The organism is Bradyrhizobium sediminis (assembly GCF_018736085.1).
GTDB classification, from domain to species: Bacteria; Pseudomonadota; Alphaproteobacteria; order Rhizobiales; family Xanthobacteraceae; genus Bradyrhizobium; species Bradyrhizobium sediminis.
On the sequence record NZ_CP076134.1, the window covers coordinates 826,261 to 851,213 of the forward strand.

The 24,953-nt window shown below is 63.0% G+C and carries 28 protein-coding genes; 17 read left to right on the forward strand and 11 right to left on the reverse strand.

The window, feature by feature from the left end; genetic code table 11:
- Positions 1–346 precede the first annotated feature (346 nt).
- The 12 genes from coxB to KMZ29_RS03980 all read left to right on the forward strand — a co-directional run bounded on the left by coxB (position 347) and on the right by KMZ29_RS03980 (position 11,401).
- The gene (gene coxB, locus KMZ29_RS03925; RefSeq protein ID WP_215622538.1) at positions 347–1,186 is read left to right on the forward strand and encodes a cytochrome c oxidase subunit II; all 840 of its coding nucleotides are present in this window, start codon (positions 347–349) and stop codon (positions 1,184–1,186) included.
- A gap of 83 nt (positions 1,187–1,269) precedes the next feature.
- Entirely contained in the window at positions 1,270–2,901 is a 1,632-nt protein-coding gene (gene ctaD / locus KMZ29_RS03930; RefSeq protein WP_215622539.1) for a cytochrome c oxidase subunit I, read from the forward strand.
- Positions 2,902–2,958: 57 nt separating this feature from the next.
- Entirely contained in the window at positions 2,959–3,897 is a 939-nt protein-coding gene (locus KMZ29_RS03935) for a heme o synthase (RefSeq protein WP_215622540.1), read from the forward strand.
- 18 nt (positions 3,898–3,915) lie between these two features.
- Complete coding sequence (locus tag KMZ29_RS03940; protein ID WP_215622541.1) at positions 3,916–4,080, forward strand: cytochrome c oxidase system small membrane protein; 165 nt, start codon at positions 3,916–3,918, stop codon at positions 4,078–4,080.
- 23 nt (positions 4,081–4,103) lie between these two features.
- Positions 4,104–4,742 (forward strand): cytochrome c oxidase assembly protein, encoded by a 639-nt coding sequence (locus KMZ29_RS03945; protein WP_215624131.1) that lies wholly within the window; start codon positions 4,104–4,106, stop codon positions 4,740–4,742.
- A 92-nt stretch (positions 4,743–4,834) separates the two neighbouring features.
- Positions 4,835–5,692, forward strand: coding sequence for a cytochrome c oxidase subunit 3 (locus KMZ29_RS03950; protein WP_215622542.1), 858 nt, complete (start codon positions 4,835–4,837; stop codon positions 5,690–5,692).
- Between the two features lie 75 nt (positions 5,693–5,767).
- Positions 5,768–6,157, forward strand: coding sequence for a DUF983 domain-containing protein (locus KMZ29_RS03955; protein ID WP_215614586.1), 390 nt, complete (start codon positions 5,768–5,770; stop codon positions 6,155–6,157).
- Entirely contained in the window at positions 6,154–6,921 is a 768-nt protein-coding gene (locus KMZ29_RS03960; protein ID WP_215622543.1) for an SURF1 family protein, read from the forward strand. Before KMZ29_RS03955 ends, KMZ29_RS03960 begins: the two co-directional genes overlap by 4 nt.
- 265 nt (positions 6,922–7,186) lie before the next feature.
- Positions 7,187–8,605, forward strand: a complete 1,419-nt coding sequence (gene thrC / locus KMZ29_RS03965; RefSeq protein ID WP_215622544.1) for a threonine synthase — start codon at positions 7,187–7,189, stop codon at positions 8,603–8,605.
- Entirely contained in the window at positions 8,602–9,891 is a 1,290-nt protein-coding gene (locus KMZ29_RS03970; protein ID WP_215622545.1) for a M16 family metallopeptidase, read from the forward strand. Before thrC ends, KMZ29_RS03970 begins: the two co-directional genes overlap by 4 nt.
- Positions 9,892–9,944: 53 nt before the next feature.
- Entirely contained in the window at positions 9,945–10,532 is a 588-nt protein-coding gene (locus tag KMZ29_RS03975) for a GNAT family N-acetyltransferase (RefSeq protein WP_215622546.1), read from the forward strand.
- A gap of 200 nt (positions 10,533–10,732) precedes the next feature.
- The gene (locus KMZ29_RS03980) at positions 10,733–11,401 is read left to right on the forward strand and encodes a hypothetical protein (protein WP_249779821.1); all 669 of its coding nucleotides are present in this window, start codon (positions 10,733–10,735) and stop codon (positions 11,399–11,401) included.
- Positions 11,402–11,551: 150 nt separating this feature from the next.
- Here KMZ29_RS03980 and KMZ29_RS03985 read toward each other — a convergent pair whose 3' ends face one another.
- The 5 genes from KMZ29_RS03985 to KMZ29_RS04005 all read right to left on the reverse strand — a co-directional run bounded on the left by KMZ29_RS03985 (position 11,552) and on the right by KMZ29_RS04005 (position 14,133).
- Positions 11,552–12,037 (reverse strand): F0F1 ATP synthase subunit B family protein, encoded by a 486-nt coding sequence (locus KMZ29_RS03985; RefSeq protein WP_215622547.1) that lies wholly within the window; start codon positions 12,035–12,037, stop codon positions 11,552–11,554.
- Between the two features lie 5 nt (positions 12,038–12,042).
- On the reverse strand, positions 12,043–12,600 hold the full coding sequence (locus KMZ29_RS03990) for a F0F1 ATP synthase subunit B family protein (protein WP_215622548.1): 558 nt from the start codon (positions 12,598–12,600) through the stop codon (positions 12,043–12,045).
- Between the two features lie 65 nt (positions 12,601–12,665).
- Positions 12,666–12,893, reverse strand: a complete 228-nt coding sequence (locus tag KMZ29_RS03995) for a F0F1 ATP synthase subunit C (protein WP_009796340.1) — start codon at positions 12,891–12,893, stop codon at positions 12,666–12,668.
- Between the two features lie 39 nt (positions 12,894–12,932).
- Positions 12,933–13,679, reverse strand: coding sequence for a F0F1 ATP synthase subunit A (locus KMZ29_RS04000; protein ID WP_215622549.1), 747 nt, complete (start codon positions 13,677–13,679; stop codon positions 12,933–12,935).
- A 76-nt stretch (positions 13,680–13,755) separates the two neighbouring features.
- Positions 13,756–14,133, reverse strand: a complete 378-nt coding sequence (locus KMZ29_RS04005; RefSeq protein WP_215622550.1) for an AtpZ/AtpI family protein — start codon at positions 14,131–14,133, stop codon at positions 13,756–13,758.
- Positions 14,134–14,399: 266 nt separating this feature from the next.
- Here KMZ29_RS04005 and KMZ29_RS04010 point away from each other — a divergent pair, with 266 nt between their 5' ends.
- Genes KMZ29_RS04010 through KMZ29_RS04020 form a run of 3 tightly spaced genes read left to right on the forward strand, consistent with a single transcriptional unit; the run spans position 14,400 to position 16,134 of the window.
- Positions 14,400–15,023: a 2-hydroxychromene-2-carboxylate isomerase gene (locus KMZ29_RS04010; protein ID WP_215622551.1), complete on the forward strand. Its 624-nt coding sequence runs from the start codon at positions 14,400–14,402 to the stop codon at positions 15,021–15,023.
- A 50-nt stretch (positions 15,024–15,073) separates the two neighbouring features.
- Positions 15,074–15,616, forward strand: coding sequence for a hypothetical protein (locus KMZ29_RS04015; RefSeq protein WP_215622552.1), 543 nt, complete (start codon positions 15,074–15,076; stop codon positions 15,614–15,616).
- A 47-nt stretch (positions 15,617–15,663) separates the two neighbouring features.
- Entirely contained in the window at positions 15,664–16,134 is a 471-nt protein-coding gene (locus tag KMZ29_RS04020) for a secondary thiamine-phosphate synthase enzyme YjbQ (protein WP_215622553.1), read from the forward strand.
- 90 nt (positions 16,135–16,224) lie between these two features.
- Here KMZ29_RS04020 and KMZ29_RS04025 read toward each other — a convergent pair whose 3' ends face one another.
- From KMZ29_RS04025 to KMZ29_RS04050, 6 genes are all read right to left on the reverse strand, one after another.
- Positions 16,225–17,889, reverse strand: coding sequence for an MFS transporter (locus KMZ29_RS04025; RefSeq protein WP_215622554.1), 1,665 nt, complete (start codon positions 17,887–17,889; stop codon positions 16,225–16,227).
- A gap of 340 nt (positions 17,890–18,229) precedes the next feature.
- Positions 18,230–18,598 (reverse strand): hypothetical protein, encoded by a 369-nt coding sequence (locus tag KMZ29_RS04030; RefSeq protein ID WP_215622555.1) that lies wholly within the window; start codon positions 18,596–18,598, stop codon positions 18,230–18,232.
- An 82-nt stretch (positions 18,599–18,680) separates the two neighbouring features.
- Positions 18,681–19,004, reverse strand: coding sequence for a hypothetical protein (locus KMZ29_RS04035; RefSeq protein WP_215614600.1), 324 nt, complete (start codon positions 19,002–19,004; stop codon positions 18,681–18,683).
- Positions 19,001–19,321, reverse strand: a complete 321-nt coding sequence (locus tag KMZ29_RS04040; RefSeq protein WP_215622556.1) for a hypothetical protein — start codon at positions 19,319–19,321, stop codon at positions 19,001–19,003. Before KMZ29_RS04040 ends, KMZ29_RS04035 begins: the two co-directional genes overlap by 4 nt.
- Before the next feature lie 169 nt (positions 19,322–19,490).
- Positions 19,491–21,470: a sodium:solute symporter family protein gene (locus KMZ29_RS04045; RefSeq protein WP_215622557.1), complete on the reverse strand. Its 1,980-nt coding sequence runs from the start codon at positions 21,468–21,470 to the stop codon at positions 19,491–19,493.
- Positions 21,471–21,484: 14 nt separating this feature from the next.
- Positions 21,485–21,763 (reverse strand): DUF4212 domain-containing protein, encoded by a 279-nt coding sequence (locus KMZ29_RS04050; protein WP_215616185.1) that lies wholly within the window; start codon positions 21,761–21,763, stop codon positions 21,485–21,487.
- A gap of 296 nt (positions 21,764–22,059) precedes the next feature.
- Here KMZ29_RS04050 and KMZ29_RS04055 point away from each other — a divergent pair, with 296 nt between their 5' ends.
- Positions 22,060–22,683 (forward strand): hypothetical protein, encoded by a 624-nt coding sequence (locus KMZ29_RS04055; protein ID WP_215622558.1) that lies wholly within the window; start codon positions 22,060–22,062, stop codon positions 22,681–22,683.
- Positions 22,684–22,725: 42 nt separating this feature from the next.
- The gene (locus KMZ29_RS04060) at positions 22,726–24,858 is read left to right on the forward strand and encodes a DUF294 nucleotidyltransferase-like domain-containing protein (protein WP_215622559.1); all 2,133 of its coding nucleotides are present in this window, start codon (positions 22,726–22,728) and stop codon (positions 24,856–24,858) included.
- Positions 24,859–24,953: the final 95 nt, after the last annotated feature.

Genomic DNA, 24,953 nt, shown 5'->3' on the forward strand with positions numbered 1-24,953 from the left:
CGGGACAGGCCGCTCCGAGGCCGGCGAATCAGGTTCCTGTGGAGCATCTCGTCTGTGCCTACATCGGGTAATCCGGCTGTCAAGCGCCGTCGGGGTACAAAAATGGGACTTTGGCCTGACTTCACGGGAAAATGCGACGTCGTCAGAATCGCTGGTGATGCCTCGCAACTGCATTGCGAGAGGCTGAGAATTATGGTTTGAGAGGCTGGATTTCGACGCGTTCTAGCGATCTGGCCCCGGTACTTCTAAAGTACCTCCCAAGGCCGTTTGTCAGGGGGCGGATCGTGCAGCATTTCCCGCCATCCGGCGGAATGCTTTGGGGATTTATCAAGGGAGCGCGAGCGGCATGAAGATGTCGAAGGGCCAGATTGGCCGGCGGTTGCTGGGATTAACGGTGGCAGGCGTTTCGCTGGCGGCCGGCGGGGCGGCATTCGCCGAATTGGGTCAGCCCGTGCCGTGGGAAGTCACGCTGCAGGAATCGGCCACGCCGGTGATGGACAATATCACCTGGTTCCATAACTTCCTGTTCTGGCTCATCACCATCATCACGCTGTTCGTTCTGGCGCTGCTGATCATCGTCGTCGTGAAGTTCAACGCCAAGGCCAATCCGGTCCCCTCGAAGACCACTCACAACACCCTGATCGAAGTGGCGTGGACGCTGATTCCGGTGCTGATCCTGGTCGGCATCGCGGTGCCGTCGTTCCGGCTGTTGTTCCAGCAGCTCGACATTCCGAAGGCCGATCTGACCGTCAAGGTCACCGGCAAGCAGTGGTACTGGAGCTACGCCTATCCCGATAACGGCAAGTTCGAATTCGATTCGCTGCTGGCCCAGGACAAGAAGCCCCGGTTGCTCGGCGTCGACAACGAGATGGTCGTGCCGGTGAACAAGGTGATCCGGATCCAGACCACGGGCGCCGACGTCATCCATGCCTTCGCGGTGCCGGCCTTCGGCATCAAGATCGACTCGATCCCCGGCCGTCTCAACGAGACCTGGTTCAAGGCCACCAAGGTCGGCATGTTCTACGGCCAGTGTTCCGAGCTGTGCGGCAAGGATCACGCCTTCATGCCGATCGCTGTGCGGGTGGTGAGCGATCAGGAATTCGCGGCCTGGGTTGAGACCGCGAAGAAGAAGTTTGCGACCAACCCGGCGAATTCGTTCGCTTCAGTGGGCGCGGCGGCGCAGTAGGCTTTCGAGCTTCAGGCGCCGGTAACGGGACAAGGGCGACGGGACCGCGAGGTCCGCAAAGGACTGCAAGGCAGGATTTGAAAATGGCAACAGCAACACCGGCTCATCACGATCACGCCCAGGGACACGCGCATGACGATCACGCGCACGACCATCCGACCGGATGGCGGCGTTTCGTCTATTCGACCAACCACAAGGACATCGGCACGATGTACCTGGTGTTCGCGATCGTCGCGGGCGTGATCGGCGGATTGATGTCGATCATGATGCGCATCGAGCTGATGTATCCCGGCATCCAGCTCTTCCACGAGAGCCACACCTTCAACGTTTTCGTCACCGCTCACGGCCTGATCATGGTGTTTTTCATGATCATGCCGGCCTTCATCGGCGGGTTCGGCAACTGGATGGTGCCGCTGATGATCGGCGCGCCGGACATGGCGTTCCCGCGCATGAACAACATCTCGTTCTGGCTGCTGCCCGCCTCGCTCGCGCTGCTCGTGATCTCCACCTTCGTCGAGGGCGAGCCGGGCGGCAACGGCGTCGGCGCGGGCTGGACCGTGTACGCGCCGCTGTCGACTTCGGGCCATCCGGGGCCGGCGGTGGATTTCGCGATCCTGTCGCTGCATCTGGCCGGCGCCTCGTCGATCCTCGGCGCCATCAATTTCATCACTACGATCTTCAACATGCGCGCGCCGGGCATGACCCTGCACAAGATGCCGCTGTTTGTGTGGTCGATCCTGGTGACGGTGTTCCTGCTGCTGCTGTCGCTGCCGGTGCTCGCCGGCGCCATCACCATGCTGCTCACCGACCGCAATTTCGGCACCACCTTCTTCTCCGCCGAGGGTGGCGGCGACCCCGTGCTGTTCCAGCATCTGTTCTGGTTCTTCGGCCATCCCGAAGTCTACATCCTGATCCTGCCGGGTTTCGGCGTGATCAGCCAGATCATCTCGACCTTTTCGAAGAAGCCGGTGTTCGGCTATCTCGGCATGGCCTATGCGATGGTCGCAATCGGCGGCATCGGCTTCGTGGTGTGGGCGCATCACATGTACACCGTCGGCATGTCCTCGGCGACGCAGGCCTATTTCCTCGCCGCCACCATGGTGATCGCGGTGCCGACCGGCGTGAAGATCTTCTCGTGGATCGCCACGATGTGGGGCGGCTCGATCGAGTTCAGGACCCCGATGCTGTGGGCGATCGGTTTCATCTTCCTGTTCACGGTCGGTGGCGTCACCGGCGTCGTGCTGTCGAATGCCGGCGTCGACCGCGCGCTGCACGAAACCTATTATGTGGTGGCGCATTTCCACTACACGATGTCGCTCGGCGCGACCTTCGGCATCTTCGCCGCCTGGTACTACTGGTTCCCGAAAATGTTCGGCTACATGTATTCGGAGACCATCGGCAAGCTGCACTTCTGGGTCACCTTCATCGGCGTCAACCTGGTGTTCTTCCCGCAGCACTTCCTCGGTCTTTCCGGCATGCCGCGACGCTACATCGACTATCCCGACGCGTTCGCCGGCTGGAATCTGGTGTCCTCGGTTGGCTCCTTCATCTCCGGCTTCGGTGTGCTGATCTTCATCTACGGCGTGGTGCTGGCGTTCATGCGCAAGGAAAAGGCTGCGGACAATCCGTGGGGGGTGGGCGCCACCACGCTGGAATGGACGCTGCCGTCGCCGCCGCCGTTCCATCAGTTCGAAACGCTGCCGCGCGTGCAGTAATGAAGGAAAGCGCGGCGCGTCGATCGCGCCGCGTCTGTTAGGGAAGCGAGACCAGTCTTGTCGGTTGTTGATCACAACGCCATCGAACTATCGCCTCGGATTTCGGAGGCCGATGTCGCCGACTACATCGCGCTGCTGAAGCCGCGGGTGATGTCGCTGGTGATCTTCACCGCGCTGGTTGGCCTGATGATCGCGCCCGGCCATGTGCACCCGGTGCTGGCTTTCACCTCGATCCTTTGCATCGCGGTCGGCGCCGGTGCCTCCGGCGCGCTGAACATGGCCTATGAGGCTGACATCGACGCCAAGATGTCGCGCACCGCCAACCGGCCGATCCCGCGCGGGCGCGTCACGCAGGCTGAGGCGACGGCGTTCGGCATGACGCTGGCGTTCTTCTCGGTGATGACGCTCGGCATCCTGGTCAACTGGTTCGCCGGCGCGTTGCTGGCGTTCACGATCTTCTTCTACGTCGTGATCTACACCATGGCGCTGAAGCGCTGGACTGCGCAGAACATCGTGATCGGCGGCGCCGCCGGCGCGCTGCCGCCCGTGGTGGCGTGGGCGGCGGCGACCGGCTCGCTGTCGATGGAGCCGCTGCTGCTGTTCCTGATCATCTTCTTCTGGACCCCGCCGCATTTCTGGGCGCTGGCGCTGTTTCGCAGCGACGACTATGCCCGCGCCGGCATCCCGATGCTGCCCGTGGTCGCCGGGCCCGACGCGACCCGGCTGCAGATCCTGCTTTACACTATCGTGCTGGTCGCGGTCGCGTTCGCGCCGTGGCCGCTCGGTTACTTCGACGCGGTCTATGGCGTGACCTCGCTGGTACTCGGCGCCGGCATGCTGGCGCTCGCGGTCAACGTCTACCGTCACCGCACCGGAAGCCGGGCACTGCGCGCCACCCGAAAGCTTTTCGCATTCTCGATTTTCTATCTGTTCGCGCTGTTCGCGACCTTGCTGCTCGAGGTCGTCGTCCATGCCGTCGCGCCGTCGATCTGGTAGGGGGCGCATGGCGAGGCGATGGATAACAAAGAAAAGCCGGATGGAATCGTCCTCACCGAGGCACAGAAGAAGAGCCGCCGTCAACGTTCGATCGCCATCGCGCTGGCGCTCGGCGTCCTCGTCGTTCTGTTTTTCGCGGTCACCATGGTCAAGGGGACCGGCGTTCTAGTGCGGCCGACGTAATCGACATGGAGACCAAACCGACGATGCCGCAGGCGCCGACCACGAACCACGAGGCGAATCCGCGCCGGGTAGCGCTGCGCGGCCTTGGCCGCGACGCGGCAGTGGCTGCGGTCTGCGGCCTGGTCGTGGTGCTGATGGTCGGTGCGGCCTACGCTGCGGTGCCGTTCTACAACTGGTTCTGCCGCACCACCGGCTACAACGGCACCACCCAGGTCGCGACCTCGGCGCCGGCGGGCGCGCCGCTGACGCGCAAGATCGCGGTGCGCTTCGACGCCAATGTCGGGGCCGGGCTGCCGTGGAAGTTCGAGCCGGAGCAGACCGAGATCGAGGTCAGGATCGGCGAAGTCGTCACGGTGTTCTATACCGTGACCAATCAATCGGCCCGGACAACAACCGGGCAGGCCGCCTATAATGTGGCGCCGCTGACGGTCGGGGCGTATTTCCAGAAGCTCAACTGTTTCTGCTTTACCGATCAGACCATGGCTCCGGGCGAGAAGCGCGAGATGCCGGTGGTGTTCTACGTCGATCCGGCGCTTGCCGCGGACAGCGAGAACGACGGCTTGGGCACCATCACCCTGTCCTATACCTTCTACCCCGTGCGCGAACCGACGCCGAAGCCGCTGGCGGCGAGCGAACTGGATAAACGCAAGGGCAACCTCTGATCGCCGGAGTCCCCAGCAATGAGGATCCCGGGATTTGATTTTTGAGACGAATGCGTGCCGAATGGCACCGCACCGCTAACGGAGAGACCGCAATGGCTACGGCGCACGTCAAGCACCACGACTACCACCTCGTCGATCCGAGCCCGTGGCCGGTCGTCGGCTCGGTATCGGCCTTCATCATGGCCGTCGGCGCGGTCACCTGGATGCATCATATGTTCGCCGCCGCCCCGATCGTTTTCGGCGTCGGCACCATCGGCGTGCTCTACACCATGGTGAGCTGGTGGGCGGATGTGATCCGCGAAGCCCAGTACAAGGGCGATCACACCCGCGTGGTGCAAATCAGCCATCGCTACGGCATGATCCTGTTCATCGCTTCCGAAGTGATGTTCTTCGTCGCCTGGTTCTGGGCGTTCTTCAACTCGGCGCTGTTCCCCGGCGATCCCGTTCACGCCACCCGCGAGGCGCTGTTCGGCGGTGTGTGGCCGCCCAAGGGCATCGAGACCTTCGATCCCTGGCATCTGCCGTTGTTGAATACGCTGATCCTGCTGACATCGGGCACCACGGTCACCTGGGCGCATCACGCGCTGCTGGAGAACGACCGCCAGGGCCTGAAATACGGCCTGATCCTGACGATCCTGCTCGGGGCGGCCTTCACCTGCGTGCAGGCCTATGAATACGCCCACGCTGCGTTCTCGTTTGCCGGCAACATCTACGGCGCGACCTTCTTCATGGCGACCGGCTTCCACGGCTTCCACGTGCTGGTCGGCACCATCTTCCTGATCGTCTGCCTGATTCGCGCCTATGCCGGGCATTTCACGCCGAAGCAGCATCTCGGCTTCGAATTCGCCGCCTGGTATTGGCATTTCGTCGACGTGGTGTGGTTGTTCCTGTTCATCTGCGTCTATGTCTGGGGTGGCGGCGCGGAATCCATGGCCCACGCCGCGCACTGATCCGTAAGCCAATATGCTACAAGGGGGCGGCCGCGGGGCCGCCCTTTTGCTATCCGAATGACGAAAGACCAGAGCATGCCCGACGAGACCTTGCCCACGCTGGCGCAGAGCGCGATGCGCGGCCTTGCCTGCAAATGTCCGCGCTGCGGCAAGGGCAAACTGTATGCCGGGTTCCTCAATCTGCGGCCGAACTGCGAGGCCTGCGGGCTCAACTATGCCTTCATCGACGCCGGCGACGGGCCGGCGATTTTCATCATCATGATCGCCGGCGCCATCGTCGTCGGCTGCGCTTTGATCGTGGAAGTGAAATACCAGCCGCCGTTCTGGCTGCACGCCGTGCTTTGGCTGCCGTTGATTCTCGCAACCACGCTGCTGCCGCTGCGCGCGATGAAATCGCTGCTGATCGCGCTGCAGTTTCATCACAAGGCGGCGCCGGGCCGGCTGATCGACCGCGAGCCGAAATGACCGGGATGACTGCGCCACGGCGCAATGTCGCGGGACTGGGTGTTTTCACGCTCGCGGTGGTGGCGCTGCTTGTCGGCCTCGGACTGTGGCAGCTGCAGCGCCGGGTCGAAAAGCACGCCTTGATCGCGGCCCTGACCGAACGTCTGGCTGCCGCAACTGTGGCGCTGCCGCAGCCTTCGCAATGGAATACGCTGACGCCGGAGCGGGATGAATTCCGCCGCGTCCGTTTCTCGGCGACCTATCAGCCCCGTCCGGATGCGATGGTCTACAGTTCCGGCTCGTCGGTGCGCGACGACGTCACCGGCCCCGGCACCTGGGCTTTCCTGCCCGCGAGCCTGCCGACCGGCGAGACCGTCGTGATCAATGCCGGCTTCGTGCAGAACACGATGCAGGATCGCGCCCAGCAGGATCGCGCGGTGACGCGGCTGGTCACGGGCGTGCAGGTCACGCTGACCGGTTACATCCGTTTTCCGGAAACCGCGGGCGCGCTGACGCCGCCGGAGAATCCCGCCAAGCGGCTGTGGTTTACCCGGGATCATCTGGCGATGGCGCGCTCGCTCGGCTGGGCTGAGGGGGGCAGGCCGATCGCACCGTTCTACATCGACCTGGAAGCGCCGGCGCCGGAGAGCGGCATCCCAAAACCCGGACCGCTCACGGTCCATCTCAAGGACGACCACCTGTACTATGCCATCACCTGGTTCGGACTGGCGGGCGCGGTGGCGTTCGCTTTCGCCGCGTGGCTGCGCGCGCAACGGCGGACCTAGATCGGTCCGCGACGTCGGCCTTCCGTAATGCGAGCGCGGAAATCGAGCTTGCGGCCTTCCTGGCGAAATACCCGGGATGACGGGGTTGCGCGCTACCATCGCAGGTGCCGGTCCTGATCCGGCGCGCGATGCGCAGGGAGCGGAAAGAAGCGGTTTCCACTTGAGCTGAAAACGCTTTATGGTGCCGCTCGATTTCGCCGCAGGCGGGATAAATTATCAATTAGAATCAAAGGTTTGACGGAAGGTCGGGCTTTTGGAGGGTGGTTTGACGCGGTACATTTCGACGCGGGGGGAAGCCCCCACGCTAGGTTTCTGCGATGTGATGCTGACCGGGCTCGCCCGTGACGGCGGCCTCTACGTGCCCGAAACATGGCCGCAGCTTTCGCCGGAAACCATCGCCGCCTTCTTCGGCCGGCCCTATTGGGAAGTCGCGGTCGAGGTGATCCGCCCCTTCATCGGCGGCGAGATCTCCGATGCCGATCTCGGGCGCATGGCGAACGAGGCCTACGCCACGTTCCGCCATCCCGCCGTGGTGCCGCTCGACCAGATCGGTCCCAATCAATTCCTGCTGGAGCTGTTTCACGGGCCGACGCTCGCGTTCAAGGACGTGGCGATGCAGCTGATCTCGCGGCTGATGGATCACGTGCTCGCCAAACGCGCCCAGCGCACCACCATCGTGGTCGCGACCTCGGGCGATACCGGCGGCGCCGCGGTCGATGCCTTCGCTGGTGCCGACAATGTCGATCTGGTCGTGCTGTTTCCGCACGGCCGCATCTCCGACGTGCAGCGGCGGATGATGACGACGGCGGGTGCCAGCAACGTTCATGCGCTCGCCATCGAAGGCACCTTCGACGATTGCCAGGCGATCGTGAAGGGGCTGTTCAATCATCACAGCTTTCGCGATTCCGTCGCGCTGTCGGGCGTCAACTCCATCAACTGGGCGCGGATCGTCGCGCAGGCGGTGTATTATTTCACCTCGGCGGTCGCGCTCGGAGCGCCGGCGCGGACGGTGGATTTCACCGTGCCGACCGGGAATTTCGGCGACATCTTTGCCGGCTACGTCGCCAAGCGGATGGGCTTACCCGTCCGCTGGCTGCGCATCGCCGCCAACATCAACGATATCCTGCCGCGCACGCTCAAGACCGGCATCTATGAAGTGCGCGAGGTCCATGCGTCGGCCTCGCCGTCGATGGACATCCAGGTCTCCTCGAATTTCGAACGGTTGTTGTTCGAGGCGAGCGGCCGCGATGCGGCCAGTGTGCGCCGGCTGATGGCGTCGCTGAAGCAGTCCGGACGTTTCGTGCTGCCCGATGCGACCCTGGCGGCGATCCGCGAGGAATTCGATGCCGGCCGCGCCGACGAAACCGAAACCGCGGCCGCGATCCGTGCCGCCTGGCGCGAGGCCGGCGATCTCGTCGATCCGCATACCGCAGTGGCGCTGGCAGTGGCGGATCGCGACACCCCGGATTCGAAGATTCCCAACATCGTGCTGTCGACCGCGCACGCGGCGAAGTTCCCCGACGCGGTGGAAGCTGCTTGCGGCGTGCGGCCGGAACTGCCGGCCTGGCTCGAGGGTTTGATGACCAAGCCTGAGCACATCACGGTCATGAAGAACGACCAGGTCGAGGTCGAGCGGTTCGTGCTGTCGGTCAGCCGTGCCGCGAAGCAAGGAGTTGCCGGATGAGCGTCGACGTCACCAAGCTTCCCTCCGGCCTCACGGTGATTACCGACACCATGCCGCATCTGGAAACCGCGGCGCTCGGGGTATGGGCCGGTGTCGGCGGGCGCGACGAAAAGCCGAACGAGCACGGCATTTCGCATCTCCTGGAACACATGGCCTTCAAGGGCACCACTCGGCGCAGCTCGCGGGAGATCGTCGAGGAAATCGAGGCGGTCGGCGGCGATCTCAACGCCGGTACCTCGACCGAGACCACGGCCTATTACGCCCGCGTGATGAAGGCCGACGTGCCGCTGGCGCTGGACGTGCTCTCCGACATTCTCGCCAATCCGTCTTTCGTGCCGGATGAACTCGAGCGCGAAAAGAGCGTCATCGTGCAGGAGATCGGCGCCGCGCAGGATACGCCCGACGACGTGGTGTTCGAACATCTCAACGAGCTGTGTTTCCCGGATCAGCCGATGGGCCGCTCGCTATTGGGAACGGCAAAGACCCTGAAGGGTTTCAATCGCGATACGCTGCGCGGCTACCTTTCGACGCATTATCGCGCTCCGGACATGGTGGTGGCGGCCGCCGGCGCGGTCGATCACAAGCGGGTGGTGGAGGAAGTGACGCAGCGCTTCGCCAGCTTCGAAGGCCCGGCCGCACCCAGGCCGCAAGCCGCGATGTTCGGCAAGGGCGGCTCCCGCGTGGTGCATCGCGACCTCGAGCAGGCGCACCTGACGCTGGCGCTCGAGGGGGTGCCGCAGACCGATCTGTCGCTGTTCTCGCTGCAGGTGTTCACCAACACGCTGGGCGGCGGGATGTCGTCGCGGCTGTTCCAGGAAGTGCGCGAAAAGCGCGGGCTGTGCTATTCGATCTACACCTTCCATGCGCCCTATGCCGATACCGGCTTCTTCGGGCTCTACACCGGCACCGACCCGGGCGATGCGCCCGAGATGATGGAAGTGATCGTCGACGTCATCAACGATGCCGTCGAGACGCTGACCGAAGCCGAGATCGCGCGCGCCAAGGCGCAGATGAAGGCGGGGCTGTTGATGGCGCTGGAAAGCTGCTCCTCGCGCGCCGAACAGCTGGCCCGCCACGTTCTGGCCTATGGCCGCCCGCTGACGGTGGAAGAGCTGGTGGCCCGAATCGACGCGGTCAGCATGGAATCGACGCGCAACGCCGCCCGCGCCCTGCTGTCGCGCAGCCGGCCGGCGGTGGTGGCACTCGGCAGCGGCAGGGGTCTGGACACGGCGGTGGGTTTTGCGGAAGGATTGACCCGGTCGAAGGCCAAGGCGCTGCTGCATTAGCCCGTTGTTTTGACGCTTGCGGCGTCGGGGTTCGGGCAGGGGAGTTTTGAGGCATGGCCCTGTTTCGTTTGCCATCCAGCGGACCGCCCGCGCTCGCCCCGCGCGGCCATGGCCTGTTGCTCCGCGCGCCGCAAATGTCCGATTTCCCGCAATGGGCGCAGCTGCGCGAATCAAGCCGGGCCTACCTGACCCCGTGGGAGCCGATCTGGCCGTCCGACGACCTGACCCGCTCCGGCTTCCGGCGAAGGTTGCGCCGCTATGCCGAAGACATTGCGGCCGACCGTTCCTATCCCTTCATCGTGTTCCGGGAGTCCGACGGCGCCATGATCGGCGGCGTGACGCTGGCGAATGTGCGGCGCGGCATCGTGCAGGCCGGCACCATCGGCTACTGGGTCGGAGAACCCCATGCCCATCGCGGCTATATGACGGCGGCGCTGCGGGTGCTGTTGCCGTCGCTGTTCGGCGAGCTCAATCTGCATCGCGTCGAGGCCGCCTGCATTCCCTCCAATGCGCCGTCGATCCGGGTGCTGGAGAAATGCGGCTTCACCCGCGAAGGACTGGCGCGACGCTATCTCTGCATCAACGGTGTCTGGCAGGACCACCTTCTGTTCGGCCTGCTGCATGAGGATTTTCGCGGCTAATCCCGGTTCATGCGCCTTTTGGGCGCCTTTGGTTCGCCGCCATTGCCCTGCTATAAGGCGGAGCGTTTTCGAGCGAAGTGGCTGCCGGTTCGCGTCAGGAAGACGCGACAGAAATAGAGACTGGAGCCGCGGTTCTGATCCGGTCAGGACCGAGGCTCGGGGACGAAGGTCAGAACGCGGAATATGCCAGGGGACGTCGCATGGAGGATAAGCCTGTGATCATGACGGCCGCGCGGCCGGGCAGGTCTCGCCGGACCGCGATCGTGGCTGCGATCTCATTCGCAATGGGCTGCAACATGCTCGCCTCGCCGGCATCGTCGCAGTCGCTCACCGATCGCTTCAAGAGCCTGTTCGGCGGCAAGTCGGAGGAGGCCCCCGCCGGGGGAGCCCTGCCGAAAGCAGATGAAGCCCCGAGCGACCTCTTCTGTCCCCCGGTCAGCATTCGCGCCGGCGCTTCCACCTATCAGGTCGCCGCGCCGGGCAAGCAGCCGGTAGGCAATGACCTGCGCTTCCAGGCGACCATCACCCGCACCGCGCGCGATTGCACCTATAACAGCGGCGAGATCACTGCACGGATCGGCATTCAGGGCCGCGTCATCGCCGGTCCGGCCGGGGCGCCGGCCAGCGTCGAAATCCCGCTGCGTGTGGCGGTGGTGCAGTCCGGCGTGCAGGAAAAGACGATCGTCACCAAGGCCTACCGGACCTCGGTATCGATGTCCGAGGACGGCAGCGTGCCGTTCACTCTGGTTGCCGAGGATATCGTGTATCCGGCGCCGTCGGGCGCGGTCGGCGACACCTACGTATTCTATATCGGCTTCGATCCGCAGGCCTTGAAGCCGGAGCCGAAGCCGCGAGCGAAGAAGAAGTAGGCGTCTTGTTGTTGCCCGGTGCATGACGCATCCAGGGGCGTCATTCCCCGCGCATGCGGGGCATCCAGTACGCCGGGCGGGGTGGGGATAGCCAACAAAAAAGCCGGCGCGATCATCTCGCGCCGGCTTTTTTGTTGCGACTGAAACCCGTCAGTTCAGCTTGGCCTTAACTTCGGCGATGCCCTTGGCCAAGAGATCGTCGGCGACCTGGCCCTTGACCGACTGCGACAGGATGGTGGAAGCCGCCGTCACCGCGGCGTTGGCCGCCGCGGCACGAACATCGGCGACCGCCTGGGCTTCGGCAAGCGCGATCTTGCCCTCGGCGGTCTTGGTGCGCCGGGCGACGAAATCTTCCATCTTGGTCTTGGCCTCGGCCGCGATGCGTTCGGCTTCGGCCTTGGCGGAAGCGATAATCTCCTGCGCCTCGCCTTCCGCCTTGGCATGACGGGCCTTGTATTCCGCCAGCAGCTTGGCGGCCTCGTCCTTGAGCCGGCGGGCGTCGTCGAGCTCGGCCTTGATGCGCTCGCTGCGATGATCGAGCGCCTTCAGCACCGTGCGGTGGACGCCCAAATAGGCGAACAACGCCATCAGGATGATGAAGGCTATGGCGACCCAGGTTTCCGGTTCGGCGAACATCAAACTTATCCCTTCAAGGACGCGTCGACGGCTGATTCCACGGCCTTGCCGTCGGGCATCACGCCGGTCAGCCGCTGCACGATCGCGGCGGCCGCATCGGCGGCAATGCCGCGGACGTTGCTCATCGCGGTCTCGCGGGTCGAGGCGATGGTCTTTTCAGCCTCGGCGAGCTTGACCGACAGCTTGTCTTCCAGCGCCTTGCGCTCGGCTTCCGATGCCGCGTTCAGCTTCTCGCGGGTCTCGGCGCTGATCGCCTGGGCGCGCGAACGGGCCGAGGCCAGTTCGGTTTCATAGGCCTTCAGGGCGCTGTCGGATTCGTCCTTCAGCTTTTGCGCGGCGGCCAGATCGCCCTCGATCGCCTTCTGACGGTCCTCGATCGTCTTGCCGACACGCGGCAAAGCGATACGCGAGACAATCAGATACAGCGCGACGAATGCGATCGCCAGCGACACCAGTTGCGAAGCAAAGGTGTCCTTCTGGAACGGCGGAAACGGGGCCTTGTGGCCGCCATCTGCCGCCGTGTGGGCCGTCGCGCCCTTTGCGTTGCCATGACTCTCAGCCACGGGCTTCTCCTCGTTGGACGATCGAGGTCCCGAACCGGGACCTCATCGGCCAGATCGGTGATGAATCAGAGCGCGAACAGCAGCAACAGCGCGATCAGCAGCGAGAAGATGCCGAGCGCTTCGGTCACGGCGAAGCCGAAAATCAGGTTGCCGAACTGGCCCTGGGCTGCGGATGGATTGCGCACCGCAGCGGCGAGATAGTTGCCGAAGATGATGCCCACGCCAGCGCCTGCGCCACCCATGCCAATGCAGGCAATACCAGCGCCAATGTACTTCGCGGCAATCGGATCCATGAAACGAACTCCTTCTTGAGGTTTGGTAGTGAGGCCGGATCAGTGGCCCGGATGGATAGCATCGTTGAGATAGATGCAGGTGAGGATGGTGAAGACGTAGGCCTGAAGGAACGCGACCAGCAGCTCAAGCGCGGTCAGCGCGATGGTCAGCCCGAGCGGCAATACCGCGCCGGCCCAGCCGACGATGCCCAGGGCGCCGAGCATGCCGACGAAGCTCGCGAACACCTTCAGCGCGATGTGGCCTGCCAGCATGTTCGCGAAAAGTCGTACCGAATGCGAAACGGGCTTCAGGAAGAACGAAATGACTTCGATCAGCACCACCAGCGGCAGAATGTAGATCGGAACGCCCGACGGCACGAACAGCTTGAAGAATTTCAGGCCGTTTTTGTAAAAGCCGTAAAACAGCACGATGAAGAACACCAGCAGCGCCAGCGCTGCGGTGACGATCAGGTGGCTTGAAACCGTGAACGTGTAGGGAATGATTCCGATCAGGTTCGAGACCGCGATGAACATGAACAGCGAGAACACCAGCGGGAAGAACTTCATGCCTTCCGAGCCGGCGGTGCTTCTGATGGTGCTCGCCACGAATTCGTAGCTTATTTCGGCCACCGACTGGAAACGGCCCGGGACCAACTGCCGGCCGGCGCCGATCATCAGCAGCGAGATCACCGCCACCGAAAGAAACATGTAGGCCGACGAATTGGTGAACGCGATTTCCTGTCCGCCAAGGTGGCCGATGGTGAACAGCTTGGTGATCTGGAACTGATGGATTGGATCGGCGGCCATTCGTTTCTCAGTCTATCGGTTTCGCGATCTCTCGCGGGTCGTGTCGGACGTTCAGATGCGCTTCGCAATGCCCGCGTCAGAGCCGTTCAGACTGCTTCGCCATCACGCCTGCCGCCCGCATCACATTGATCACGCCGGCGGTAAAGCCAAGCAGCAAGAATACAATGAGGCCCCAGGGCGAAGTCGACAGCAAGCGATCGAAACCCCAGCCGAGAGCCGCTCCGACAAGAACACCGGCAACCAGTTCGGAGGAGAGGCGAAGCCCCATAGCCATGGCGGATGCCTTGGCTTGAGCCGCGTCCTGCTCGTTTCCGGACTGGTCCGTCCCGATCTTTCGGCTGCCCCGAACTTCGGACAACCGCTGATCCAGACTTCCGAGCCTTGCGGAAAGCGCGGCTTCGTCGGACGATTTCTCGCGACTTCCATTTCCCTTGTCGTTCGTGCCTTCAGCCATGCTGTGGAGCTCAAACGATGCTGTGGAAATAACGCCCCGTCACCCTCAAAAGCCGCGCGGACCATACTTACCGCGTCTGATCAAGTCAAGATTGCGTCGTAACCAGTTAGTGCGTTGATTTATTTGATCTTATTCCACGGAGCGGGAATGCGGCGCCATGCCGCCATCGCAGTGCAGCAGCACGCTTTGTGCGACGACCGAACTTGCACGCCAAAGCCGGGTCTGTTGGGATGACCAGCCGATATCCCTATCCCGCCGGAGCCCGCATGCAGCGTCAGGTCGACTATTATTTTTCGTTCCAGTCCCCGTGGGCCTATATCGGCCACAAGGCGTTCCTTGAGGTCGCAAGTACCTACAATCTCAAGATAAATTACAAGCCGGTGGTGCTGGTCGATCTGTTCTCGGAGACCGGCGGCCTGCCGCTGATGAAGCGTCATCCGGTGCGGCAGCGCTACCGGATGGTCGAGTTGCAGCGCTGGCGCGACAAGCGCGGACTGAATTTCCATCTGCAGCCGGCGAACTGGCCATTCAATGCGCGGCTGGCCGACGGCGTGGTGATCGCGGCGATCGAGGCCGGCCTCGACCCCGAGCCGTTCATGCGGCGGGCTTTCGCGGCGGTGTGGGAAGACCAGCTCAATCTGACCGACCCTGCTACCCTGGTCAGGCTGGCGGACGAATCGGGGCTTCCCGGCAAGCAACTGGTCGAGCGTTCCGGATCGGACGAGATCAGTGCGGCCTATGAGCAGAATCGCCAGGATGCGCTGGCGGCCGATGTGTTCGGATCGCCGGTCTACGTGCTCGACGGCGAGGTGTTCTGGGGACAGGACCGGATCGAATTGCTCGCCGACGCGTTGAAATCCGGTCGCGCGCCCTATAGGTCGCAGGTGTAGGCTTGAAGCGCGGGACCGGGACGGCCTATCGGTTTGAGGCGGAGCGACCCATGAGCAAAGCGACATCGCCCTCGAAATTCTCCACAACAATTATGGCCGCGGCGCTGGTTTTTTCCGTTGGCGGCACCGGTGCCGGGTTCGCGCAATCGATGCCGGACACCGAGAATGGCCGCTACGTGCTGTCGCCGGTCGCCGATGGCGTGCTCAGGCTCGATACCCGGACCGGCGCCGTTTCGATCTGCACCAATGGCGGTGCGGGCTGGGCCTGCTACGCCGTGCCTGACGAACGCGCCGCGCTGGACGCGGAAATCGGCCGGCTGCAGGCCGACAATGAAAGGCTGAAGGCAGAGCTGGCGGCGCGCGAGCCTGTCGTCAGCGGCAAGATCGAAGAAGCCTTGCCCAAGGAAATCTTGCCCAAGTCCGATTCACTTAAGAAGCCCGAGCCGAAGGTGGCCGAGGGCGAACGCAAGATCGAGATTCCACTGCCGAGCGACCGCGACATGGACCGCGTGTTTTCATTTCTCGAGCGGGCGTGGAAGCGGCTGATCGAGATGGCCAACCGGGTGCAGAAAGACGTCAGCGGCAAGATTTGAAGGCGGCGCTCGTTCCGTTCGCCGGGACGACATGTGGGGAGATCATCATGACGTCGCCCAAATCGCTGTCCCGCTCCGCGCCATCCACCGTCAGCGCCACCACCATCGTCTCATCGCTGCTGACGGTTCAAACCTCGGGACCCGGCTTCGTCGATCTCACCGCCGAGGTGAAAAAATTCGTCAGCGAGGTCGATGCGAAAGAAGGCGCGGTGATGCTGTTCATCCGCCATACCTCGGCGTCGCTGACGATCCAGGAAAATGCCGATCCGTCGGTGCTGGATGATTTGACGACGGTGCTTGACCGGCTCGCGCCCGAGCACGCCGGATGGACCCACGACACCGAAGGCCCCGACGACATGCCGGCGCATATCAAGACCATGCTGACGGCGACCTCGCTGCATGTTCCAGTCCTCAAGGGCCGGCTGGCGCTGGGAACCTGGCAGGCGATCTACCTGATCGAGCATCGCAGCGATCCGCACCGCCGCGAGGTCGTGCTGCAGTTTGTGGGCGCGATCTAGGTCCATGCTCAAAACAAAGCCGGCCGCGGAGCGATCCGCGGCCGGCCTGTTGCGTGCATCCTGCGGCTGCTGCCGCCGGACCAAATCAGGCTATCTGGTGATATCGACGTCCTTGGTTTCCGGCATCAGGAAGAAGCCGACGACCGCGGTGATCGATGCGAAGATGATCGGATACCACAGGCCCGCATAGATATCGCCGGTCGAGGCCACGATCGCGAACGAGGTCGCGGGCAATAGTCCGCCGAACCAGCCGTTGCCGATGTGATAGGGCAGCGACATCGAGGTGTAGCGGATCTTGGTCGGGAACAGTTCGACCAGCAACGCCGCGATCGGCCCGTACACCATGGTGACGTAGACCACCAGGATGAACAGCAGTCCGATAATCGCCGCAACCTGCGGACGGAAGATGTCGAACGGGTTCGACATCTTCACGACGCCCGTCGCACCCGCCTTCGGATAGCCCGCGGCCTGCACCGCCGCCAGTACCTGCGGATTGCTGGTCTTTGCGTCGGTGTAGGGCACTTCCTTGCCATTGACCGTGATCTTCACACCCGAGCCTGCGGGGCCATATGTGGTCGAATACTTGACCGACGACTGGGCCAGGAAGGCGCGAGCGGTGTCGCAGGGTGCCGTGAACACGCGGGTGCCGACCGGGTTGAACAGATCGCCGCAGCCTGCCTTGTCGGCGACGACTTCCACCTTGGTCGCCTCGATCGCCTTTTCCAGCGCCGGGTTGGCGTTGGAAGAGATCATCCGGAAGATCGGGAAGAAGGTCAGCGCCGCGATCAGGCAGCCGGCAAGGATGATCGGCTTGCGGCCGATCTTGTCCGACAGCCAACCGAACACGATGAAGAACCCGGTGCCGAACACCAGCGACCACGCGATCAACAGGTTGGCGGTGTAGCCGTCGACCTTCAGGATCGATTGCAGGAAGAACAGTGCGTAGAACTGGCCGGTGTACCAGACCACGCCCTGACCCATGGTGCCGCCGATCAGCGCCAGGATAACGATCTTGGCGTTGCTCCAGTCGGCGAAGGCCTCGGTCAGCGGGGCCTTGGAGCCCTTACCTTCTTCCTTCATCTTCTGGAAGATCGGCGATTCGTTGAGGCGCAACCGGATCCAGACCGAAACCCCGAGCAGGAGGATCGACACCAGGAACGGAATACGCCAGCCCCAGGCGGCGAATTCGGCTTCGCCGATTGTCGTACGGGTAAACAGGATCACCAGCAGCGACAGGAACAGGCCGAGCGTGGCCGTGGTCTGAATGAACGAGGTGTAGTAGCCGCGTTTGCCGTGCGGCGAATGCTCGGCCACGTAGGTGGCGGCTCCGCCATACTCGCCGCCGAGTGCGAGGCCCTGCGCCAGGCGTAGCGCGATCAGGATGACCGGCGCCGCAAAGCCGATCGTTGCCGCGTTGGGCAACAGGCCGACGATGAAGGTCGACAGACCCATGATCAGGATGGTGACGAGGAAGGTATATTTGCGTCCGACGATGTCGCCGACGCGGCCGAACACGATGGCGCCGAACGGGCGCACCAGGAAGCCGGCGGCGAAGGCAAGCAGCGCGAAGATGTCGCGGGTTGCCGGCGGATAGGCCGAGAAGAACTGCGCGCCGATGATGCCGGCGAGCGATCCGTAGAGGTAGAAGTCGTACCATTCGAAAACGGTACCGAGCGATGAAGCGAGAATGACGAAACGTTCGTCCTTCGTCATGCCTCCCGTTCGGACTTTTTCGGTAACTGCCATTGTGGACATTTTCGATCACTCCCGATTTTTTCTTGAATCACGCACATGTGCGTTGCGTCAGATCGACGCGTAGTTGGGAGCCTCCTACATGCTCGGGAAGCATGCCCCAATAGTACTTTCGGCTGGCATCGATTCGCCGTGCGTGCGATCGGCTTGTCAGGCGCGGCAGCGCGCTCGCGTGATTTCACCTGCTCAATCGGCGAGTAGTGCTGATTCTATCGGGAGAAAATGACCTTCGCGTTCGACGTCAGGGCCTTTGAAAAGGTCCCTGCCCACCGTCGCATTCATCCAATCAATTAAACCAAAGTCGGGACCTTGCTGCATGCGGGACTGCCGGTGCAGTCTCGAACTAAAGTCCAATGACGGAGAAGAACAATGCAATCGTCCACATCACAATGGAGATGACCGCGGTCCAGCGCGCGAACAGCAAATAGGTCTCGCGCATGACCGTTGAAATCGTCCGCTGCGCAAAGGCCTGGGGCGGACGGTTTTCCTTGGGAAGATAAAGCCACATCTCGGTCCGGCGGTGATCCTTGGTCCGGGCTTCATAGGCTTTCAGCACCAGAACAAGCGTCATCACCATGCTCAGGAATCCTCCCGCCTGAAAGGCGGAGCGCGGAAGGAAGGACAGGCCGATCATGACGCAGAAGATGGCAAGCGATGCGAACCCGCACGCACGCAGCACCGTTTCATAGGCAATACGGCGCATCTCTTCCATGAGTTGCCAACCCGCCGTTCGGAAGCACGTGAGGCCCAGCGTAGCGCCAAGGTCTCGCGCCCTCAACCTCGGGGCCGTCCGGCTAGAGGCCGATCTTGAGAAAATTGCCGGCCGCGGGCAACGTCAGAATCGCGGTTCCGGCAAGCCAGATCCAGAGCGAGACATTGTTAGATTCCGAGGCGCCGGTGACCCGCTCGTAGATTGCCGCCGGAATCCCGCCCAGAATCACAGTGGCGGTCGAGACCATCAACGAAGCGAGCATCAGCGTCAGCGACAGGCTTCCAAACAGCAGCGGGCCGGCGAGTATCTGGACGTACAGCAGCGCGAAAATCAGCCAGAGCTGGTTGAATATGCCGTTGATCATTCCGAAAAACGCAATTCCGATGAAATAGAAATTGCGGTTCATGATGCGGCTCCGCCGAGCCGGGGGGCGAGGTTCAACAACAGCAATGTGTAGTGGAGCGCGACGCGCAGCCAGAACAGCCAGACGAATCCGAACAGCCAAAGCACCACCGGAGGAGCCGCCTTTGGCGTTGCAATCGCGATCAGCGTGATGACGGGATCGGTGACCCGGCAAAAGAAGCGCCAGATGTAATTCGGCGAGTCCGCGTCGACCATCAGGCCGAGCAGGACGCGGCCGAGCATCGTGTACATCAACGCCGCCAGAATGAAATTCGGCAGGTGGAAGTACCAATAGGGAGCCAGTGACGTTGCAAAGTCCAAAGTTCGATTCTCCTACCGGGCTTCAGCAATCGACGAACCGGGACGCGTGACGAGATCACGATCCCAACAATGGCAAGCGGCGACTTTCCCGGCAAGTGCGGATGCGAGGTCGTGGAAAAGAAAACGGGGCCCCGAAAGGCCCCGTTTGCCGAGATGTGTCGCAGTGCTCTCAGGTGGTCTTCTCTTCGAGCACCGTCCTGCCCCGCGGCTTGCGGATATCGTCGACGTAGGCCTGCATCTCCTTCGAAGGCTCCTTGCCCAGCTTGCTGACGATGTAGATGACAGCAAAGCCCAACGGAGTTCCCAACAATCCGCAAGCGATATTGTTGAGGTCGAACCAGCCGACCTTGTTGGCCAGCGGATGCGCCAGTGTCGGGAAGCTCTCCATGGCGTTGGGCAACGCCATGGCCTTGGCGACATCGGCCAGCGGCGCTCCCGTCAGCGGGTTGAGCAGCGAGGTCATGCCGAAATACTTCACACCGGCGCCCGGGAAGTAGCGGGATGTCACGAGGTAGAACAAGCAGAGTCCGAAGCCGGCAATGATGCCGCAGACCGCGCCTGTCGCCGTCGTGCGCTTCCACCAGACGCCCATCACGAGCGCCGGGAAGTTGCCGGCCATCGCCAGCGAGAACGCCCAGCCGACCATGGCCAGGATATCGCCGGGTTTGGTTGCGGCAGTCGCGGCTGCGATCACGGCAACGACGACCAGAAGACCGCGCGCCACGGTGAGCCGGCGCATGGTCGGGGCGTTGGGGTCGATCATCTTGTAGTAGACGTCGTGCGACAGCGCGTTGGCGATGGCGAGCAGCAGCCCGTCAGCGGTGGACAGCGCGGCGGCGAGGCCGCCGGCGGCGACCAGACCCGAGATCACGTACGGAAGTCCCGCGATCTCCGGGGTGGAGAGCACGATCACGTCGGTGTTGATCACGAAGTCCTGCAGCCTGACGACACCGGGATGACCGGCGATCGCCTTGCAGGCGGCGACGATCGCATCGATGCTGCCGGCGTTCTTGCCGCAGATCTGGATCAGGCCGAGTTCGCCCCAATTGAAGATCCACGGTTTGAGCGCGCTGACATTGGCGCCGATGATGTTGGTGTAAACCTCCAGCTTCGAGAACGCCGCGTAGGCCGGCGCCGAGAAGTACAAGAGGAAGATGAACAACAGCGACCACGCCACCGACTGACGTGCCTCACGCACCGACGGGGTGGTGAAGTAGCGCATCAGGATATGCGGCAACGAAGCGGTGCCGACCATCATGCACATGATGATCGCAAAGAAGTTCAGCGGGCTGTAGTTGATGAACGGCGAGATGTGCGGCTTGAGGCCTGCCACGGTCGCAAGCCCGGTCGCCAGCATCTGCTGTTCCCGTGCCGTGATATCAGCAATCGCCTGTCCATAAGTGAGTTCCGGAATCGGAAATCCGTACTTCTTGGTGGAAAGGATAACGATCGGGGTCAGATAAGCGATGATCAGCACGACGTATTGCGCGATCTGCGTCCAGGTCACCGCCCGCATGCCGCCCAGCATCGCGCAGAGCAGAATGCCGACCAGGCCCGCAAACACCGCCACCTCGAACTGCATCCCGAGGAATCGCGAGGCGATAATGCCGGTGCCGTAAATCTGCGCCGTCACATAGGTGAAGGAACAGGCGACCAGCACGATGACGCCGAGCGCGCGCGCGAAGTTGCCGCCGTAGCGGAACGACAGGAAGTCAGGCACGGTGTATGCGCCGAACTTGCGCAGGTAGGGTCCGATCAGGATCGACACCAGCACAAATCCGCCGGTCCATCCGAGCACCCATGCGATGCCGTCGTAGCCGAGCAGGAACAGGGTGCCGGCCATGCCGACGAACGACGCCGCCGACATCCAGTCGGCGCCGGTCGCCATGCCGTTGTAGAAAGCCGGGACGCGCCGTCCGGCGACGTAATACTCCGAGACTTCAGCGGTTCGCGTCATCACGCCGATGATGGCGTAGACCGCGAGCGTGAAGAACACGAACAGGTAACCGAGGATCTTGTTCGGAACGCCAATCTGCTCGAGAATCGCAAGCAGAATGATGAACCCGATGAAGCCGCCGGTATAGGTACCGTACATCTTGCCCAGATTCTTGATGAAGTCCGAGCTGCTGGCAGAGCTTTGTGTAGCCATGGTTTCTTCCTCCCTCAATCTTCCTCGGCAAAGCCGAATTCGCGGTCAATCTTGTCCTGCTGTTTTGCGAACATGAACAGCATGACCACGAACACAATGAGCGAGCCTTGCGCGGCCATGTAGAAGCCGAGCGGGAAGTTGAGAATCGGAATCGTGATCTTGTTGAGGGGGTTCACGAACATGTGGATGATGAAGCCGAAGAAGAACCAGACACCGAGATGCGCAAACATCAGGCGCGACGTCTTGCGCCAGTGGGCTTCTTCCTTCTCTTTCATGCTTGTAGAGTCAGCCATGGGTTGCAAATCCTCCCTCAAAGCGCCGGTCAAATACGCCGGCATTGAATGATCGAGGGGAATGCAAATCCCTTCAGTGCGGCGTCCCCCCTTGCCGCTGTTCCAACCGGTCTTTGCCGGTTTGGAATTAATCAAGGCTAACACTACAATTGTCAGGCCTTTATTAGACTTTTGGTGGGGTGAAGATTGCTGCAGTTGCTAACTGCGATGCAGCGTTGAGAGCTTTGAAGCTGGCAGGCAACAGATAGGCTAAGCTGACAGGGTAACCCGGGTCGATCACGCAGGAAGAGATCGCGATGAAGCTGTTCGAAAAGTTGTTTCGTCCCCGTCCGCCGATTCGCGACCGGGAGGCGCTGGCGGACTTCATCAATGCGCAATCGGCCTTCATCGTGCAAAAGGGGATCTACGAATATTCGCGCGCGCGTGCGGGTCACTACGCCAAGGTTCTGTTTGCCGAGGAGGGATTTGCGCAATCCGTCGAGCACGCGCGCTGGCAGGCCTTTCCGCTGGGCCTCTCGATGGTAGGCGAAATGGTCAATGGGGCGCTGACTTCCCAAGCCGACGGGATGCAGCGCCGCGAAATACTCGACCAGCTGATTATCGTGGTTCTCTCGGTTTTCGACCGCTATCCGGTTCCTCCATCGATCGGAGAAGAAGCCTGGCGTGCAGCGCGCAGCGACCTGGCGCATCGGCTCGATCTGGCCGGCGGGCACGCGCCCAAGCGCGTGATGGACATTCCAGATCCGCTGGCGGAAGCCTATTTCGCGATGATGCCGATCCACGAAAAGCTGCGCGGGCGGGATTACCAGACGACCCGGAATTATCTCCGTGTCAGCCTCTGCAACATCTACGATGAATTGATCGCGCGCATGGACAAGATGGCCCTGGAACGGGCATTGACCGCGGGTGCCGCGGCATAATTCTTTCGATCACGCGGATGCGGCTGCCGGCAGGGAGGGGCGATGGACAGGACGAGTGGTGGCGCCCCGCTTTTGTCGCTCGACGCCGTTGTCATCGATAGCGAAACCACCGGGCTCGATCCGCGCAAGGCGCGGGTGATCGAGCTTGCCGGCGTGCGACTGTCCGGCGGCAAGCTTGCCGGCGACAACTCGTTTTGTCGATTGCTGCGGCCAGCCGGCGAACCGATTCCCGCCGAGACGACGCGCATTCATGGCATCGACGATGCCATGGTCGCGGGATCGCCGCTGTTTGCGGACGTCTGGCCGGATTTCAAGGCGTTTCTCGGTAAGGCCGTGGTGATCGGGCATACGGTCGGGTTCGACCTTGCCGTGCTGAAGCGCGAATGCGATCTCGCCGGTCTGGCTTGGAAGCGTCCACGCACGCTCGACACGCGGCTCTTGGCGCAGATCGCCGCGCCGGAACTGGCCGGCTATACGCTGGAGACGCTCGCCACCTGGCTGGGTGTCGAGGCTGCCGAGCGGCATTCCGCCCTCGGCGACGCGAAGACGACCGCGCGGGTGTTTCTGGCGCTGGTGCCGAAGCTGCGCAACCACGGTATCCGCACCATCGCCGAAGCCGAACGGGCCTGCCTCGCGCTGACGTCCGTACTCGACGACCAGATGCGGATCGGCTGGATCGATGCCGTCGAGGCTCCGGCGCGTGCCGATGCGGAACGAACCCTGGAACGCTTCGACAGCTACGCCTATCGGCATCGCAATCGCGACATCATGCGGACGCCTCCGGTCTTCGTGGAAGCCGGCATTTCGGTTCACGACGCCCTCGCGCGGCTGGCGAGAGCGAAAATATCGTCGGTTTTCGTGCGGCCGCATGCCGGTTCCGGCGGCGTCAAGGCGGCGGAGGCAGGCATTGTCACGGAACGCGATCTGCTGCGCGCGGTCGCCCGGCACGGCGCCGCCGCGCTCGACTTGCCGGTCGGGCAGATCATGAGCCGGCCGCTCGCAGCGGTATCAGCGGATGCTTTCGTCTATCGCGCAATCGGCCATATGAGCCGTCTCAAGACCCGCCATCTCGGCGTCGTCGACGAAGCCGGCCACGTGGTCGGCGCGATGTCCGCGCGAGACCTACTGCGGCTGCGCGCCGGGGAGGCCATATCGCTCGGCGACGAGATCGACGATGCGGCGGACGCGCACGCCCTGGCGATCGCCTGGGCCAAGCTGCCGCGGGTTGCGCAATCGCTGCTGGCGGAGGGGCTGTCCGGCCGCGACATTGCGGAAGTGATTTCCCGCGAACTCGGCGCGCTCACCGGGCAGGCCGCGGTGATCGCCGAGCGGATCATGCGGGAGCGTGGCGAAGGCGCGCCCCCGTGCGGCTATGCCATGGTCGTGCTCGGATCCGCCGGACGCGGCGAAAGCCTGCTGGCGATGGACCAGGACAATGCCATCATTTTCGAACAAGGCGAGCCGGACGGCGACGAGGATCGCTGGTTCGCGGCGCTCGGGGCCCACGTCGCCGATATCCTGCACGAGGTCGGCGTGCCCTATTGCAAGGGCGGCGTGATGGCGAAAAACGCGGCCTGGCGCGGCTCGGTCGCAACGTGGCGAAATCGTATCGACCACTGGATCATGCGCTCCAGTCCCGGCGATCTGCTGTCGGTCGATATTTTCTTCGACCTGCGGGCCGTCCACGGCGACGGCAGCCTCGCCGTCACCGTGAGGCAGGCGGCGTTCGATGCGGCCGAGGGCCAGGCCGCGTTCGCCAAGCTCCTGGTCGAGGACATCCGCACGCCTTCCAGCCTGAAATTCTTCGGCGGTATCCGCACTGTGGGTGGCCGCATCAACCTCAAGATGGCCGGACTGTTCGGCCTCGTCGCCGCGGCCCGCGCCATCGCGATCCGCCATCATGTGATGGACCGGTCGACACCGGCGCGATTGGGTCGCGTCAAGGAACTCGTTCACGTCAGCGAGACCGACCTCGATGCGCTGGGCGAGGCCCAGGGCGTGTTTCTGGATCTTATCGCGTCGCAACAGGTCGAGGATATCGCCCACGGGACACCGCCCTCCAACGCCGTCGCGGTGAAGCGGTTATCAGTCCGCGACCGTGATCGATTGCGCGTCGCGCTTGAAGCGGTCGCGGCCATCGATGATCTGACCCGCGATCTCCTGTTCAAGGATTGAGGCGGGCTCACCCGGCGCCCAATCGCCCGTTTTTGCGCTGCACAATGCCCCAGCCGTTCCCAGCCCGATTAACTGCCTTGGCCCATGCCGGGAAT

What these genes read in the sequence shown, in the direction of transcription:
- coxB (WP_215622538.1), top strand. Translation starts at nt 347, where the DNA reads ATGAAGATGTCGAAGGGCCAGATTGGCCGGCGGTTGCTGGGATTAACG.
- ctaD (WP_215622539.1), top strand. Translation starts at nt 1,270, where the DNA reads ATGGCAACAGCAACACCGGCTCATCACGATCACGCCCAGGGACACGCG.
- KMZ29_RS03940 (WP_215622541.1), top strand. Translation starts at nt 3,916, where the DNA reads ATGGATAACAAAGAAAAGCCGGATGGAATCGTCCTCACCGAGGCACAG.
- KMZ29_RS03945 (WP_215624131.1), top strand. Translation starts at nt 4,104, where the DNA reads ATGCCGCAGGCGCCGACCACGAACCACGAGGCGAATCCGCGCCGGGTA.
- KMZ29_RS03950 (WP_215622542.1), top strand. Translation starts at nt 4,835, where the DNA reads ATGGCTACGGCGCACGTCAAGCACCACGACTACCACCTCGTCGATCCG.
- KMZ29_RS03955 (WP_215614586.1), top strand. Translation starts at nt 5,768, where the DNA reads ATGCCCGACGAGACCTTGCCCACGCTGGCGCAGAGCGCGATGCGCGGC.
- KMZ29_RS03960 (WP_215622543.1), top strand. Translation starts at nt 6,154, where the DNA reads ATGACCGGGATGACTGCGCCACGGCGCAATGTCGCGGGACTGGGTGTT.
- KMZ29_RS03970 (WP_215622545.1), top strand. Translation starts at nt 8,602, where the DNA reads ATGAGCGTCGACGTCACCAAGCTTCCCTCCGGCCTCACGGTGATTACC.
- KMZ29_RS03975 (WP_215622546.1), top strand. Translation starts at nt 9,945, where the DNA reads ATGGCCCTGTTTCGTTTGCCATCCAGCGGACCGCCCGCGCTCGCCCCG.
- KMZ29_RS03980 (WP_249779821.1), top strand. Translation starts at nt 10,733, where the DNA reads ATGGAGGATAAGCCTGTGATCATGACGGCCGCGCGGCCGGGCAGGTCT.
- KMZ29_RS03985 (WP_215622547.1), bottom strand. Translation starts at nt 12,037, where the DNA reads ATGTTCGCCGAACCGGAAACCTGGGTCGCCATAGCCTTCATCATCCTG.
- KMZ29_RS03995 (WP_009796340.1), bottom strand. Translation starts at nt 12,893, where the DNA reads ATGGATCCGATTGCCGCGAAGTACATTGGCGCTGGTATTGCCTGCATT.
- KMZ29_RS04000 (WP_215622549.1), bottom strand. Translation starts at nt 13,679, where the DNA reads ATGGCCGCCGATCCAATCCATCAGTTCCAGATCACCAAGCTGTTCACC.
- KMZ29_RS04005 (WP_215622550.1), bottom strand. Translation starts at nt 14,133, where the DNA reads ATGGCTGAAGGCACGAACGACAAGGGAAATGGAAGTCGCGAGAAATCG.
- KMZ29_RS04010 (WP_215622551.1), top strand. Translation starts at nt 14,400, where the DNA reads ATGCAGCGTCAGGTCGACTATTATTTTTCGTTCCAGTCCCCGTGGGCC.
- KMZ29_RS04015 (WP_215622552.1), top strand. Translation starts at nt 15,074, where the DNA reads ATGAGCAAAGCGACATCGCCCTCGAAATTCTCCACAACAATTATGGCC.
- KMZ29_RS04020 (WP_215622553.1), top strand. Translation starts at nt 15,664, where the DNA reads ATGACGTCGCCCAAATCGCTGTCCCGCTCCGCGCCATCCACCGTCAGC.
- KMZ29_RS04025 (WP_215622554.1), bottom strand. Translation starts at nt 17,889, where the DNA reads ATGTCCACAATGGCAGTTACCGAAAAAGTCCGAACGGGAGGCATGACG.
- KMZ29_RS04030 (WP_215622555.1), bottom strand. Translation starts at nt 18,598, where the DNA reads ATGGAAGAGATGCGCCGTATTGCCTATGAAACGGTGCTGCGTGCGTGC.
- KMZ29_RS04035 (WP_215614600.1), bottom strand. Translation starts at nt 19,004, where the DNA reads ATGAACCGCAATTTCTATTTCATCGGAATTGCGTTTTTCGGAATGATC.
- KMZ29_RS04045 (WP_215622557.1), bottom strand. Translation starts at nt 21,470, where the DNA reads ATGGCTACACAAAGCTCTGCCAGCAGCTCGGACTTCATCAAGAATCTG.
- KMZ29_RS04050 (WP_215616185.1), bottom strand. Translation starts at nt 21,763, where the DNA reads ATGGCTGACTCTACAAGCATGAAAGAGAAGGAAGAAGCCCACTGGCGC.
- KMZ29_RS04055 (WP_215622558.1), top strand. Translation starts at nt 22,060, where the DNA reads ATGAAGCTGTTCGAAAAGTTGTTTCGTCCCCGTCCGCCGATTCGCGAC.
- KMZ29_RS04060 (WP_215622559.1), top strand. Translation starts at nt 22,726, where the DNA reads ATGGACAGGACGAGTGGTGGCGCCCCGCTTTTGTCGCTCGACGCCGTT.